This is a genomic window from Moraxella atlantae NBRC 14588 (assembly GCF_001591265.1).
In the GTDB taxonomy this organism is placed as follows: domain Bacteria; phylum Pseudomonadota; class Gammaproteobacteria; order Pseudomonadales; family Moraxellaceae; genus Faucicola; species Faucicola atlantae.
In genome coordinates, this window is the sequence record NZ_BCUL01000001.1 from 98,020 (window position 1) to 113,225 (window position 15,206).

The 15,206-nt window shown below is 48.3% G+C and carries 14 protein-coding genes; 5 read left to right on the plus strand and 9 right to left on the minus strand.

Annotation, left to right across the window (positions count from 1 at the left end; translation table 11 throughout):
- From MA2_RS00440 to MA2_RS00455, 4 genes are read right to left on the minus strand one after another with little or no spacing between them, the layout of a single operon-like run.
- Positions 1-519 (minus strand): glycosyltransferase, encoded by a 519-nt coding sequence (locus MA2_RS00440; RefSeq protein ID WP_067054823.1) that lies wholly within the window; start codon positions 517-519, stop codon positions 1-3.
- 11 nt (positions 520-530) lie between these two features.
- Entirely contained in the window at positions 531-1,073 is a 543-nt protein-coding gene (locus MA2_RS00445) for a glycosyltransferase (RefSeq protein ID WP_067054826.1), read from the minus strand.
- Positions 1,074-1,123: 50 nt separating this feature from the next.
- Positions 1,124-2,014 carry a glycosyltransferase gene (locus MA2_RS00450; protein ID WP_079351987.1) on the minus strand — a complete coding sequence of 297 codons (891 nt, stop codon included), beginning with the start codon at positions 2,012-2,014 and terminating at the stop codon, positions 1,124-1,126.
- Positions 2,015-2,062: 48 nt separating this feature from the next.
- Positions 2,063-2,866 (minus strand): glycosyl transferase, encoded by an 804-nt coding sequence (locus MA2_RS00455; RefSeq protein WP_067054832.1) that lies wholly within the window; start codon positions 2,864-2,866, stop codon positions 2,063-2,065.
- A 132-nt stretch (positions 2,867-2,998) separates the two neighbouring features.
- On the opposite strand from MA2_RS00455, the gene argC reads away from it, so the two are divergent.
- The 4 genes from argC (at position 2,999) to clpA (ending at position 8,231) form a co-directional block, all read left to right on the plus strand.
- The gene (gene argC / locus MA2_RS00460) at positions 2,999-4,069 is read left to right on the plus strand and encodes an N-acetyl-gamma-glutamyl-phosphate reductase (protein ID WP_067055374.1); all 1,071 of its coding nucleotides are present in this window, start codon (positions 2,999-3,001) and stop codon (positions 4,067-4,069) included.
- 280 nt (positions 4,070-4,349) lie between these two features.
- Entirely contained in the window at positions 4,350-5,195 is an 846-nt protein-coding gene (locus tag MA2_RS00470; RefSeq protein ID WP_067054837.1) for a hypothetical protein, read from the plus strand.
- A gap of 116 nt (positions 5,196-5,311) precedes the next feature.
- On the plus strand, positions 5,312-5,746 hold the full coding sequence (locus MA2_RS00475; protein ID WP_067054841.1) for an ATP-dependent Clp protease adaptor ClpS: 435 nt from the start codon (positions 5,312-5,314) through the stop codon (positions 5,744-5,746).
- 181 nt (positions 5,747-5,927) lie between these two features.
- Positions 5,928-8,231 carry an ATP-dependent Clp protease ATP-binding subunit ClpA gene (gene clpA, locus MA2_RS00480; protein ID WP_067054844.1) on the plus strand — a complete coding sequence of 768 codons (2,304 nt, stop codon included), beginning with the start codon at positions 5,928-5,930 and terminating at the stop codon, positions 8,229-8,231.
- Between the two features lie 252 nt (positions 8,232-8,483).
- Here clpA and nrdA read toward each other — a convergent pair whose 3' ends face one another.
- The 4 genes from nrdA to MA2_RS00500 form a co-directional block, all read right to left on the minus strand.
- Positions 8,484-10,829: a class 1a ribonucleoside-diphosphate reductase subunit alpha gene (nrdA, locus tag MA2_RS00485; protein ID WP_079351985.1), complete on the minus strand. Its 2,346-nt coding sequence runs from the start codon at positions 10,827-10,829 to the stop codon at positions 8,484-8,486.
- A 414-nt stretch (positions 10,830-11,243) separates the two neighbouring features.
- Entirely contained in the window at positions 11,244-12,260 is a 1,017-nt protein-coding gene (locus tag MA2_RS00490; RefSeq protein WP_067054848.1) for an LLM class flavin-dependent oxidoreductase, read from the minus strand.
- Positions 12,261-12,404: 144 nt separating this feature from the next.
- On the minus strand, positions 12,405-13,601 hold the full coding sequence (locus tag MA2_RS00495; protein ID WP_067054851.1) for an acetylornithine/succinylornithine family transaminase: 1,197 nt from the start codon (positions 13,599-13,601) through the stop codon (positions 12,405-12,407).
- 67 nt (positions 13,602-13,668) lie between these two features.
- A complete protein-coding gene (locus tag MA2_RS00500) occupies positions 13,669-13,890 on the minus strand; it encodes a DNA gyrase inhibitor YacG (RefSeq protein WP_067055377.1) in 222 nt (73 codons plus the stop codon).
- Between the two features lie 260 nt (positions 13,891-14,150).
- Between MA2_RS00500 and MA2_RS00505 the strand changes: the two genes are divergently transcribed.
- Positions 14,151-14,921, plus strand: a complete 771-nt coding sequence (locus MA2_RS00505) for a glutathione S-transferase family protein (protein WP_067054854.1) — start codon at positions 14,151-14,153, stop codon at positions 14,919-14,921.
- On the opposite strand, the gene MA2_RS00510 is transcribed toward MA2_RS00505, so the two are convergent.
- Complete coding sequence (locus tag MA2_RS00510; RefSeq protein ID WP_067054857.1) at positions 14,904-15,158, minus strand: hypothetical protein; 255 nt, start codon at positions 15,156-15,158, stop codon at positions 14,904-14,906. The two genes, MA2_RS00505 and MA2_RS00510, sit on opposite strands and share 18 nt — an antisense overlap.
- Positions 15,159-15,206 lie beyond the last annotated feature (48 nt).

Genomic DNA, 15,206 nt, shown 5'->3' on the forward strand with positions numbered 1-15,206 from the left:
CTACAACTGGCGAGTAGCGTCAGCAAAATCCATATACTGCCGCGCGACATTTTCGGGTAAAAACTGCGGATTAAACGGTGCGACAAAATCAGCAGGGTTGTCCATCAAGGCGTTGAGCTTGGCTGTCAGCGCGGCGCGATCACCAACAGGCACTAGGTGATGCGCCGGTAAAATCTCACTGGGGCCTGACGGACAGTCCGTGCTGATTGCAGGCACAGCGAGTGCGACGGCCTCCATCAACGCAATCGGCATTCCCTCAAAATCAGAGGATAAAACAAATCCGCGCGCGTTTTTGACAAATGGATACGGATTGGACTGAAAGCCTGCCAATATCACCTCATCTTGTAAGCCAAGCTTTGCAATTTGCGTCCGAATTTGCGCCTCAAGTACGCCTTTGCCAACCAATACCAACGGATAGCGGCGGCTGGATTGGGCATAGGCTTGTAAAAGCAGCGCGTGATTTTTTTGTGGTTTAAAGCTGCCCACATGAACGATATAACCTTGCGCCAAATCAGGCACAAACGCTGTCGCTAAACGCGCAATTTCGGGTTGATTGGGTTATGAATGGTGGTGAGCGGTACATTTTCACCAAACAGATTTTTAAAATCCTGTGCCATGCCATAGCTAACCGCAATCGTGGGATATCGGGTAAACACGCGTTGATAATGCTGTTGTTTTTTTGAGGACAAGTTTTGCCAATCTAATTTGCTTGATAAATAATTATGCAAAACAAAATTTACCGCCATGCCTTGGGTGGCTAATTTGGAGTATAAAAATATTTCATAGGCGCGATACAGATTAACCAGTACAACATCGGGGGCAAGCTTGCTAATCAGCGCATCGACTTGACGGGCAAAGAGCCGATAGCGAATGGGCTTTGGAATACTGCGGCTTAATTTATTAAATGCCAATAGATGATAGCGTAAGTTTGGGCTTACGGTGTGCTCAATGATATCCTCAAAATACACCACATCAACAGTATGCCCAAGCGCGACTAACGCCTCACCCAGCGTGAGTACAAACTTCTCTGCACCGCCGCCTTGCAGTGAGTTGATAACCAATACAACCTGCATGCCAATCCTTGGTAATTCTTGGTCTATAAAACAAAGGCAACAAGCAAGCGTTAGCCGCGTTTGAGTAATCTATCCAATTTACTGCCTAACCAAGACGATTTTTGCGCATGATTGGGGCGGGTGATGGCATTGCCTTTGTAGCGTTTGTGGCTTTTTTTGTTAAATGCGCCAAACGGTTCGGTGCGGTAATTCTCAACCGTGTAGCCTGCTGCCAACGCTTCGTGATAGTACTGGTCAAAAAGCGCTGCCAAATCCTGCCGAGGATGCGGCAAGATCTGCCCATCAAACCAATGCTGACCGCCCTCTTGCTGCAGCCGCGGCAATGAATAACGGTGGCTAAACTGCGTACCCATATCCGAATAATGCAAAATCTTAATCGCCTCAATCGGCAGTTCTTCGCCATCAACGCAATTAAAATGGTCTTGGTACACCTCAACCCATTCAGGATGTTCGCGAAACAGGCGCATCATGTGCTGATGGCTGTCAGGGTCGGCTTGTAGCTTAGCCAATGGTGGCAAAACCGCTTGCGCTTTGGCACAATCCCACACACAGGTGCACAGCCGCATCAAATCACCATTGCCTTTGGCAGCGACCACTGCATCCCCAGTGATGGGGTGTTGCCATAGCTCGTTGATATCGCTTAGCACCAGCATATCGGCATCCATATAAATTGCACGCCCTGCAAAGCCGCAATATTCAGGAATTGCCCAGCGAAATCCTGAAAATGGCGTTGCCCAGTCTTGCGTGCGCCAGCCGTTGCCTGTTGCAGGGTCGGCATACCAAGCGCTGTTTGGGTCATGCGACAGCTGCATCCAAATGATTTGCACGGGCTGCTGGGTGTGTTTGTGAATGCTATAATCTAGCACCATCATTTGCTCAAGGTCACTGTTGTTGGGATCACAGCCAACAAATATTCGAATGGGTTCTTGATTGTTCATCATATCTTTTCTTGATGGTTATTTAAATTGATTACAACACTAAAACACACCTTACTCACGCCAGTGCTGTGCTACCCAATCGGTTGGCAAAATAAAATGGCGCAAATGCTTGATCGGATGCTTAAGTTTTTCAGGGGTAAATAAGCGTGCTAAATGGTCTTTGGCATTATTGGCAGATTGCTTGTTGTATTTGCCATCAATCGCATTTTGCGGATACAAATCACCAGGAAAAATCACAATACGGGCATCATGTGGCAATTTGGGCGGTAACACATAATTGAGTGGAAACGGCTGGCGGCACTTGCGCCGAAAATGCACCACCCATGCTTTGGGGAATAATTTAATGCCGTTGGGCGCGTTTTTGGTGACAAAACGCTGCTCAAAACGGTATTTATCCGCCACGCCTTGTGGGTCTGCGCGAAATTTTTCCAACAATGGCACCAGGCTACCGACTTTAAATCGGAAACAAGAGGTTTGCCCAAGCCGTTCTAGTGGGTTGCTTGGGTTGTATGACAACACTGTGTCATCGGGGTTGGCATAACTAAAAAAATCATCGAGATTACCAACAATGACGACATCTAAATCCAAAAACAGCACCGTACCCGTGACATCGCCAAGTGTTGCGTTCCATAAGCGCGATTTGGGCCATTTACCCAACGTATTTTTGGGCATTGGGATATCACTTGGCGGTAATGGTTGGCATTCGACCTCAGGGCGAATACCATCGGTGTTGTCAGTAAAGCAGACAAAACGAAATGGCGGCGTGATGTTGCGGCTAACCATGCCATACAGCTTATTGACGTAGCCTGCGCTGTATTTGGTGCCCCATTTGATACAGATGATTTGTTTAAGCATGTTAAATCATTGTGATAAAAAATTGTTCAATGCGCGACGCGCTTGATGGCATTATACACCGTCTAGTTTTGCTGGTAAATGTGTGCTAAGCTTACGCGCAGTATTCTTTTAGACCAGCGCATGGGGCAAAAAATGATAAACGTCGGCATCGTGGGTGGCACAGGCTATACGGGCGTTGAGCTGATTCGGTTGTTGAGCCAACATCCCGATGTTACCATCACCCAACTCACCTCACGCAGCGAGGCAGGCAGGCGCGTGGCAGATTTATTTGCAAGTTTGCGCGGTGTGTCGGACTTGGTATTTAGTGATTTAGATCCCAAACGGTTGGCAGAATGCGATGTGGTATTTTTTGCCACACCACACGGCGTTGCCATGCAGTATGCTGAATTTTTGTTGCAAAATAACACCAAAGTCATTGATTTGGCGGCGGATTTTCGTTTGCAATCATTGGAAGATTTTAAAACATGGTATCAGCTAGATCACGCTTGCCCTAAGCTGTTGCGTGAAGCGGTATATGGCTTGCCTGAAGTCAATCGTGCGGCGATTAAAAAGGCGCGTGTTGTTGGTAATCCTGGCTGCTACCCAACGACAGCAATTTTGGGCTTAAAGCCGCTTATTGACCAACAAAACCAACAACGGCAAGCACTGATTGAGCCGTGGATCATCATTGATGCCAAATCAGGCGTATCAGGTGCAGGCAGACAAGCCAAGATGGATTTGTTGTTTAGCGAAACGGCGGACAATTTTAAAGCCTATGGCGTGGCAGGGCATCGACATTTGCCCGAGATCGAGCAAGGTGTGAATGACTTACTTAGCCAGCATAACCACGCTGTCCAACGCCATGATATCCGTTTTGTGCCGCACCTTGTACCCATGATTCGCGGTATGTTTAGCACCATTCATCTGCGCTTGACAGATGCAGGGCGCAAGCAAGACTGGCAAGCGTTGTATGAGCAAGCCTATGCCGATGAAACCTTTATTGATATTATGCCGCAAGCTACTTACCCTGACACGCGTAGCGTACGCGCCAGCAATCGCCTGCGTATTGCCGTGCAGACCTTGCCCGATAGCCTGATGCTGACAATTTTGGTAGTACAGGACAATTTGGTCAAAGGTGCGGCAGGGCAAGCAGTGCAAAATATGAATTTGATGTTTGAATTGCCCGAAACACACGGACTGACGCTTACGCCTGTGGTGCCGTAGTGATGTGACAAAAGGTGTACACCCAACTACAACGATTGCCTAAAACAGCGCGTGATGATAAATAGCACTGTTTTTTGCGGCAAGATTGTTTATAATGGGCGAATTTACCGCCCATGCGTGGCAGATTTTTGCCTTTGGTTAATTTTTGCCTTTGGTTATAAGTCAAGCTGGGCAAATCGCCGATTAATCCAACCAACATACGCAATTATAATTCATTGTCTGTCTACCGATGCCTATGTAAAACGGTAGACAGACCCAATGACTGGTTTTGAGAATCTTTATGGCATTGCCCGAACCTTCACAACAACCTTTGCCAACCACCCAAACCACACGGCGCAATGTTTTGCGGCAAAAAAGTGAGCTATCGGGGCTGTTGATAGCGTTTGCTATCAGTTTATTATTGGTTGCGTTATTGGCATTGTTGTTTGGGCAGCGCATCGGCTACCAGCGTGCCTTGGGCAAATCTGCCTTGCAAGCGCGGGTTGGCGTGCCAAGTGAAGCGCTAACTGCCAGCAACGTTAAAGCCTTAAACAGTAAAATCCAGACCTTACAAACCGCGGTCGCCAATGCCCAACAAGAGCGCGATATTAGCCTAAGTAACCTTGATGGCTTGCGTGAGGATTTAGATAGCTTACGTTTGACCAATTTGCAAGTTCAGCAACAAGATGAGTTTTTGATCAAGGAGCTTGCCAAACGCGGTGGCGCAGAGCTACAGCTGATTGGTATTCAAATCGCGCCGTTGCCCGAAAATGCCTTTGAATACCGTTTTGATGTCGGTATGGTAGACCGCTCGGGACAAACCAAAAAACTAACACCTAAGCTTACGCTACTTGATGATGTCAATATGGTCGAAGTGCCGATTGAGCCTGCCAGCTATGATATCAACGGCGTGGCGCGGGTGCGTGGTCGCTTTATTATGCCCAAGGATTTTAAGCCCAAGCAAATCAAAGTGGAATTGGCGGCAGCTAGGCAAAACATCGAGCAGGTGTATGACTGGCAAGAGGGCGAGCGGCTTGATAATCTGCCGTATTCACTGGCAGAAACACCCAATACCGATGACCGCCCAATTCAAGATAGCAGCCCAGTCGCTAGTGGTGTGAGTGCTGCAAGCACTGCCACGCCTTGAGGTAATCTCAATATAATCCATAGTTAATCAGTGGCAGATCAGTAGCAAATGTGCTTGAATTTTCGGGATTTATGCTTACAATAACGTCATCTTGTCGTCAGTCATTTGCCAAAATTATGCCAACTACCTTAGCTATTTTACCATCCTGTGTTTTTGTGCCTGTTAAGGCAGCCGCCGATTGGCATTATCCCAGTCAGCCTACCCACACAACCATCCGCGCCATTGACAATGACATCACGCCTGAGGGTGAGCCACTCGATGATGTCTTGTTGGCAGACCCTGAACTCAAACGCCCACGGCATTATGCCGTCATCATGTACAATGATGACTATACGCCGATGGAGTTTGTCGTCGGTGTGTTACAAGATCATTTTAAACACAACCTTGACCAAGCCGTCAGCATCATGCTGGCGATTCATCACGAAGGCAGGGGCATTGCAGGCGTGTACCCCAAAGACATCGCCGAGACCAAAGCCCAAGCCGTCAATCGAGAAGCGCGCCAAGCAGGTTTTCCGCTTTTAACCCAAATTGAACCACAGCCTGATGCTTAAATCTAGCACAGCAAGGGTTTAAGATGCATTGACAAAGTATTGTATTGACAAGTAATTTGTGCCACATCGTGCTCTTGATTTTCTGACCATTTAGCCTTATTAATCGATAATCACTTGGTAAGTGTGTGGCGCATTAAAGCTGTGCCGAGGCTTGCCAAGTCCGCCATAATAAGGATGATTTATGCTAAGTCTAGAACTACAAACCACGCTGCGCGCGGCGGTGACATTGGCAAAACAGCGTGCCCACGAGTACCTGACCGTTGAGCATTTGCTGCTTGTGTTATTAGAAAACGACAGCGCGGTCGAGGCATTGGTTGCTTGTGCGGCAAACCTTGAGCAGCTTGCCAGTGAGCTTAACGCTTATATCGATGAGCATACCCCTGTGGTCAATGATAAAGACGACGTGGCACCGCAGCCAACGCGCAGTTTTGACCGAATTTTGCAGCGTGCAATTTTTCATGTGCAATCTGCTTCAGGCAACCGTTCGGTTGAGGGCGCAGACTTGCTGGTGTCGATGTTCTCTGAGCACGATACCTACGCGGTGTATTTGCTGAAAAAACAAAGCATTACCCGTCTTGAGCTGACCCAATACCTGTCACACGGCAACAAAGATAAAGAAAAAACTGCTGACAGCACAGGTGAGCCAAGTGCTGAGCGCACTGCCAAAGATCCCTTGACCGAATACGCGACCAACCTTAACCAAAAAGCCGCCAAAGGTAACACCGATCCCTTGATTGGGCGCAAACAAGAGATTGAACGCGCGGCGCAAATTCTCTGTCGTCGGCGAAAAAACAATCCGCTGTTGGTTGGTGACCCTGGGGTGGGTAAAACCTCGATTGCTGAGGGCTTGGCATGGCTGATTGTCAATAAGCAAGCGCCCAAGCCGCTGCTAGATTCGGTGGTGTATAGCCTTGATATTGGCGCGTTGATTGCGGGCACCAAATACCGCGGTGATTTTGAAAAACGTATGAAAGCTTTGCTAGATGCGCTTAAAAATAAGCCCAACGCGATTTTGTTTATCGATGAAATTCACATGATTATCGGTGCAGGCTCATCGATGAGCAGCAGCATGGATGTGTCAAACTTGATTAAACCTGCGTTGGCGAATGGCGAGCTGCGCTGCATTGGTTCGACCACGTTTACCGAATATCGTCAAGTGTTTGAAAAAGACCACGCATTAAGCCGTCGTTTTCAAAAAATTGATGTCAATGAACCAACGGCTGATGAAGCCATTGATATTTTGCGCGGATTAAAAGCGCGTTATGAGGATTTTCATCACGTGCGCTATACCGATGAAGCCTTGCAAAGCGCGGTTAATTTGGCGGTCAAACACATTCATGAACGCTTTTTGCCCGATAAAGCCATTGATGTGATTGACGAGGCAGGTGCGTTTGTGCGCTTACAGCAGCCGTTGACAAAACTTGACGATGCAGGCAATGCCGACACACAAGCTCAAGCGCAAACCGAGGCAGCGTTGATTGATGTGCCGCAAATTGAGCATATCGTGGCAAAAATCGCGCGTATTCCGCCAAAATCGGTGTCAAGCGATGACAAAACCGTGCTCAAAGACCTAGAAGGTAACCTCAAACACTTGGTTTTTGGGCAAGATGAAGCCATCAAAACTTTGGCAGATGCCATCAAGCTATCGCGCGCAGGGCTTAAGCCTGAGGATAAGCCGATTGGTTCGTTCTTGTTTGCTGGCCCAACGGGTGTGGGTAAAACTGAAGTTAGCCGTCAGTTGGCGAATTTACTCGGCATTGAATTGGTACGCTTTGATATGTCTGAATACATGGAAGCGCATACCGCGTCACGCTTGATTGGTGCGCCGCCAGGCTATGTGGGCTTTGATCAAGGCGGCTTATTGACCGAAAAAATCAACCAGTTTCCACACTGTGTGTTGCTGCTGGATGAAATTGAAAAAGCGCATCCTGATGTGTTCAACCTGTTGCTACAAGTCATGGACCACGGTGCCTTGACCGATAACAACGGGCGTACGGCAAGCTTTAAGCAAGTCATTTTGATCATGACTACTAACGTTGGTGCAGAAAGTATCAGCCGTAACACGATGGGCTTTACCCAACAAGATCACAGCCGCGACAACAGCGAGGCGATCAAACGCACGTTTACGCCTGAATTTCGCAACCGTTTAGACGCGGTGATTCACTTCAATCCGTTGTCTAAAGATGTGATTGTGTCGGTGGTTGATAAGTTCTTGGTTGAGCTACAAGCACAGCTTGATGACAAAAAAGTCGTGCTAGAAATTGACGACGGCGTACGTGATTACTTGGCGGACAAAGGCTATGACCGTTTGATGGGTGCGCGTCCGATGGGTCGCTTGATCCAAGATGAAATCAAAAAACCGTTGGCAGAGATGATTTTGTTTGGTGATTTAACCGAAGGCGGTACAGTTTCGGTACGCATGAATGCCGATGACAGCGGCATTGATCTGGTCGTCACCGACGGCGCGGCAGCAGATAACGCCTAATGGCGGTTTAAATTGAGCCGCTTAAATTCTGCCTCAATAAAAAATGCCTCTGTTTGAATACAGGGGCATTTTTTTATCGTTCAAAAAATAGCCTAAGTAAGCAGCCGTCTAATTATTGTGGCAAGCGGATTGGAATTGGGCTGTCATAATGCTGCGGATAGGCTTGGCAACCGCTGGCACCTGTTAGCACAGCTAGCAGCATGCCTAAGCCGATTGCCATTTTCCAACCGTGTATTCGCTTAACATTCAACATCACAGCGTACACGCACCACCTGCACAGCCGTTTTCGTCGTCCTGTACCACGACTTCTTGCATGGCATTGTTACGTGCGAGGTCTTTTTTTGCCAAGTCGCCTTGGGCATCGTTGGCACCATCGCGCGTGTTATGGTAGTACAAGGTTTTTAGCCCCAGTTTGTATGCCATCAATAGGTCTTGAATCATGACTTTCATGGGCACGCGTCTATCAGTGAACTTGCTAGGGTCATAGTTGGTGTTGGCAGAAATGCTTTGGTCGATGAATTTTTGCATGATGGCAACCAGTTGCAAATAGCCGTTGTTGTTTGGCATTTGCCACAGTAGCTCATACTGGTCTTTGAGCGTGTCAATTTCAGGGACGACTTGTTTTAAAATTCCGTCTTTTGAGGCTTTGACCGACACCAAACCGCGCGGCGGCTCGATACCATTGGTTGCGTTGGCAATTTGGCTTGATGTTTCTGACGGCATCAACGCGCTTAGCGTGCTGTTACGCAGCCCATGCGCCAAGATGTCAGCGCGTAAACCTTCCCAATCGCAGCGCAATGGCTCTTGGCAAATGCCGTCCACGTCTGCTTTGTAGGTGTCAATCGGCAACACGCCACGTGCGTAGGTGGTGTCACCAAATGCGGGGCACGCGCCTTGCTCTTTGGCAAGCTGGTTAGATGCTTTGAGCAGGTAGTACTGCATTGTCTCAAACGTGCGATGGGTCAAGGGCAGGGCGGCAGGATCGGAGTATTTGGTGTTGTTTTTTGCCAAGTAATACGCATAGTTGATCACACCCACGCCCAGTGTGCGCCGCTGCATGGAGCCATTTTTGGCGGCCGCTACAGGGTAGTCCTGATAATCAAGCAACGCATCGAGTGCGCGGACAATCAATTCGGCAGGTTCTTGTAAATCCTCAAGCTGCTCGATTTTGCCCAAGTTAATACCTGACAGCGTACACAGCGCGATTTCGCCATGCTCATCGTTGATGTTGTCAAGAGGCTTGGTCGGCAAGGCGATTTCCATGCACAAATTGGATTGGCGAATTGGTGCTTTGGTAGGGTCAAACGGGCTATGGGTATTGCAATGATCGACGTTTTGCACATAAATCCGCCCTGTGCTGGCACGCTCTTGCATCATCAGGCTAAACAGTTCTTGCGCGGCAATCGACTGCTTGCGAATGCTTGGGTCGGCTTCATATTGGGCGTATAAGCGTTCAAATTCGGCTTGGTCGGCAAAAAATGCGTCATACAGACCTGGTACATCGGATGGCGAAAACAAGGTAATCGCTTGGTTTTTGATCAAACGTTGGTACATGGTTTTGTTGATCTGCACGCCATAATCCATGTGGCGCACGCGATTGTCTTCTACGCCGCGGTTATTTTTTAAAACCAAAAGGCTTTCAACTTCTAAATGCCAAATCGGATAAAACAACGTCGCTGCACCGCCACGCACGCCGCCTTGTGAGCAGCATTTAACCGCCGTTTGAAACAGCTTATAAAACGGAATACAGCCTGTGTGCTGCGCCTCACCGCCACGAATGGGGCTACCGATCGCGCGAATTCGCCCTGCGTTAATGCCAATGCCTGCACGCTGCGATACATAGCGCACAATCGCGCTGGTTGTTGCGTTAATGCTATCTAAGCTGTCGTCGCACTCAATTAGCACGCATGAACTAAACTGGCGCGATGGTGTACGCACGCCCGACATAATCGGCGTGGGCAATGAAATCTTAAACTGCGATACCGCGTCATAAAAGCGTTTAACATAATCCAAGCGCGTTGCCTTGTCATACAATTTGTCATAATTGGCAAACAGGCACATACCAATTAGCATATACAAAAACTGTGGACTTTCAAACACTTGTTTGGTTACACGGTCTTGTACCAAGTACTTGCCTTCCATTTGCTTGACAGCAGCATAGGCAAAATTCAAATCGCGGTCGTGATCAAGATAGGCGTTGAGCGCGTCAAATTCAGCCTCATCATAATCTGCCAACAGGTGCACGTCATACTTGCCTGCGGCGGTGAGTTTTTGCACATGGGCTAGCAAATGCGGCGGCTCAAACTGCCCAAACGCGATTTTGCGCAAATGAAAAATCGCCAAACGCGCGGCAAGGTACTGATAATCAGGCGTTGCCACAGAAATCAAATCCGCGGCAGACTTGATGATGGTTTCATGAATGCTTTTGGTCGTGATATTGTCATAAAACTGGATATGCGCGCTCAGCTCGACCTGCGATACCGAAACATTATCCAGTCCCGTCGCCGCCCACTCGATGACGCGGTGGATTTTGTCTAGATTAATCGGCTCAAGCCGCCCGTCGCGTTTTTGAACCATGATGTCTTTGGCAGGGGTCATAGCGTGCTCCCGTTGATTGTGTGGATGCAAATTAGCCGACTTAACCACATGATTGTCACGTTATTTTGCTGCTGGCATTAAAGTTTAGGCAAAGGTATTCTGTCTCACGTTTGGATAAACGTAAGCATTGGTTTAACTTTATTTAATACAAGCTGATGATTAAAATAACTATATCTAGTGGTTGGCTAAAAATGTGAGCACAATATAACCCAATATTTTTTAAAATACTAGCTTGTAAAAATTTTGGATTTATGATTGCCAAAGGTAGATGATAAGCTTGAGATACTGATTTTATTTGAAGTTTTCACAATCCATCATGTTCTGCCGTAATAAATTTTTACCAAACTTATCAATGAAAAAGCCAAATTCTGTTGATAGAATTTGGCTTTACTCGATGCGCAAATCAAATAAGGCTTAGGCAGTATGGACAGTGCTGGGGCTAGCGGTGTTTAAATCGAATAACGCCAATGCAGGCACCAATTCCAAGCTATGCACGCGCACGTCGATGTCATGCACATTGGCGGTGACGATTAATTCATCGGGTTTGACATGGTCAATAAAGCTTGCCAAGCGTTCACGCACGCGCGTCGTATCACCGACAAACGACACCGACAGCGCACTATCAACCATTTGGTGTTCGGCAGGTGTCCAAATCGCGTCCATGTCCTCAACAGGCGCAGGCACATACGACGGGCGACCACGACGCAAATTAACAAAGCCTTGCTGTACCGAGGTGAAATGATACTCGGCATCGCGCTGACGATCAGCCAGCAAGAGATTGGCAGCCACCATCACATACGGCTGATCCAGCTGAGCCGATGGGCGGAAGTTTTCGCGGTATACGGTCACCGCTTGCATCAGCATCTGCGGCGCAAAGTGTGAGGCGAATACATATGGCAAACCTAAAGCTGCTGCCAATTGTGCCCCAAACAGTGACGAACCCAAAATCCAAATCGGTACATTCAATCCTATCGCAGGTACGGCTTTGACCCGTGCCTGATCCGACGCGGTAAAATAACCCATGAGCTCTTGCACATCTTGCGGAAAACGCTCGGCGTCACCCATCGTACGGCGTAAGGCAGCAAACGTCGCACCATCAGTACCTGGTGCGCGCCCCAGACCTAAGTCAAATCGCTCACCATACAATGCCGCTAGTGTGCCAAACTGTTCAGCCACCACCAAAGGCGCATGGTTGGGCAACATGATGCCCCCCGAACCTAAGCGAATGCGGCTGGTTTGGCTACCTAAATAGCTAAGCAATACACTGGTCGCACTGCTAGCGATACCAGGCATGTTGTGGTGTTCGGCAAGCCAGTAACGGTTTAGACCGACGTTTTCGGCGGTTTGGGCAAGTCGGGCGGTATTGTGTAGTGCATCCGAAGCCCCGTCAGCAGCGATGACAGGTACCAAATCCAAAAAAGAAATTTTCATAAATATTAAGTCCTTAGTATAATCTAACAACTTAATAAAGGCGAAAATAGCAAAAATCAAGTACGCTTACACAATGCTACCCAACAAACCAGCCAAAAACCATCTAGACAAACACCCAAGCACAACGCAGGTCGCGCATTGCCTTTAGACGGCAAGTTCATTTTTTAATAACGCAATCAAACGCTCAGCGACATCTAGCGTTTCATCGGTGGTCATGTTCAGCGGCGGCAATAGACGAATGGCGTTGCCACCAGCCACGTTAATCAGTAACCGATGATGTTCGCGCGCTTTATCAACCAAGCTGGCAAACTCAATGTTGCGGTCGGTTGGTAGCACCACGCCCAGCATCATGCCTGCACCGCGCAAGGTCACGCCCTCATCGCCAAGCGCGTCAAGCAAGGTTGTTTGCAAAAGCTCGCTGTTGCGCTGTGCGGTGCTCATGGCAGCCTCGTTGGTGATCACGTCGATAACCTCTGCCACCACGCGACAGGCCAGTGGCGTACCGCCATATGTTGAGCCATGCGCACCATAGCCAAAAATTTCGTTGGCATGCCCTCGCGTCATGCACGCCCCGACAGGAAAGCCATTGCCCAAGCCCTTGGCGGTCGTCAAAATATCGGGTGCAATCGTGCTGTGCTGATAGGCAAAATATCGCCCCGTGCGTCCGTTGCCCGTTTGCACTTCATCCAAAATCATCAACACATCATGCGCATCACACACCGCACGCACTTGCACCAAATATTCAAAGCCATCGGCTGCGGTATTGACCCCACTTTCGCCCTGAATGGGCTCAAGCATAACCGCGCAAACATCGTCATGCGCTGCCAACGCCGCCTCAATCGCCGCGCTATCGCCAAACGGCACACGGATAAAATCATCATCAAGGGTGTAAAAACCTGCGCGTGCTGTTTCATTGGCAGTTGCTGACACGGTCAAAAGCGTGCGCCCGTGAAATGCGTGTTGCATGACGATTACCTTAGGGCGTGCCATACCACGTGTGTGGGCATAGCGTCGCGCCATCTTGAGCGCAGCTTCGTTGGCTTCTGCGCCACTGTTGGCAAAAAATACCTTGTCCATGCCTGCCACTTGGCACAGTTTTGCGCCTGCGGTTTCTTGCCAGTCGATTTCGTACAGGTTACTGGTATGTACCAAAATTGCGGCTTGCTCGGCAATCGCGGCACTGATTTGTGGATGGCAATGCCCCAGTCCGCACACCGCAATGCCCGTCAGCGCGTCTAAATACGGCGTGCCATCGGCAGTGTATAGCCAGCTGCCTTGACCACGGGCAAAGCGAATTGGCTGGCGTTTGTAGGTTGGTAAAATGGCTGAAGTGGAAGTCATAACAAATGCCCGATTGGTTGGTGTTTTGTACGTTTAAACCACGGATGGTTTATATCATCAAATATGATCAGCGCTGATCATCGCCCATCAATTCATCGCTAAAAGGCGCGTCTTGTGCAGCGATTTTGTAGTCCTCGCTTGCCCACGCGCCTAGGTCAATCAGCTTGCAACGCGCGCTACAAAATGGCTTATTGGCGTTGTTTTGCCATACGGTTGGCGTACCGCAACGCGGGCAAGGGTGGGTGGCAAGCGTGTTGGTTGCGGTAGTAGAGTTTTGTGCTTGATTCATAGGTTGTGCAAAATCGGTTGGATTGTACGGCTGGGTATGGGTCAAAATGCTGGGTATGGGTCAAAATTTAGTCAGCCAAGCTTAGCTGCCATCATAGCGCAAAATAACCATTTTTGCACCAAGTTGCCACAGTTCGCTAACGATTTGGCCAGAGCTTTACGCTACAATAAATTAATCCAGTAATTTAGCAATCCAAAACTTTTTCCCAGTTTTTTTAAGTGTAGTTTAAGATTAACTATTCAAAGATTAAGGATGATATTATGAGTACCTTACATTTACATCATTTAGAAAACTCGCGCTCGTTTCGCATTATTTGGCTGCTTGAGGAGCTAAAGCTAGATTATCAGCTTACCACCTATGAGCGCAAACATGGGCTGGCACCCAAAGCCATGCAGCGCATTCATCCGTTAGGCAAGTCGCCAATTTTGCAAGATGGTGACACCGCGTTGGTTGAGTCGGCACATATTATTGAGCATATCATCGACCACTATGACACGCGGTTGCAACAAGGCGAGCAACGCCACCTTCCAACTGTCAGTGATGACGCGCCCAATGATGACATCATGTTAGCCATGGTTAAGGACAAACAGCTGCGCCCCGATTATGGCACCGCAGCGTATGAGCAATACCGCTACTGGCTGCACTTTACCGAAAGCTCGTTGATGCCGCTGCGGATGATTAGCTTAATGTTTGCCTTTGCTGCCAAAAAATCACCCATTGGTATCAAGCAGGTGGCGCAGCTACTGCACAGAGGCGTGCAAAAATCTTATCTCAATCAATCCTCTGAACAGCATTTGCAATTTTTAAACCAGCATCTAAGCAAGCACACGTGGCTGGCAGGCTCGCAGTTTAGTGGCGCGGATATTCATTTAGAATTTGTCATCAATGCCATGGCGCAAACGGGTGATTTGCCTGCCAAATACACTCACATTCATAACTGGCTGAAAAAAGCCCACGTACGCCCTGCCTATCAACGTGCGGTTGAAAAAGGCGGTGTAATGACGTTAAATGTTTTAAGCCGCAGTGATTAGGTTTTCTACCAAGTGTTTGGTTGGTAGATTTTCTACGATGTTCACACAAATCTGCTGCTCAAACCGACACATCACACCCAATGATGGTACGATCAACCAATAAGCAAATTCAACAAACTCGCAATTTGCGCGTGTTAATCGTTGTTGGATAGTCACTTTCGGCAAGCCTTGCCAGTGTAAGATAAGTTGCGATGGATTGTTCAATGAATAAAAATCGTCAGTTTTGAACAGGCACATGTCAACTCCTTATTCGCTTTAGCATCTTTGATTGAACTTAGTCTAAAG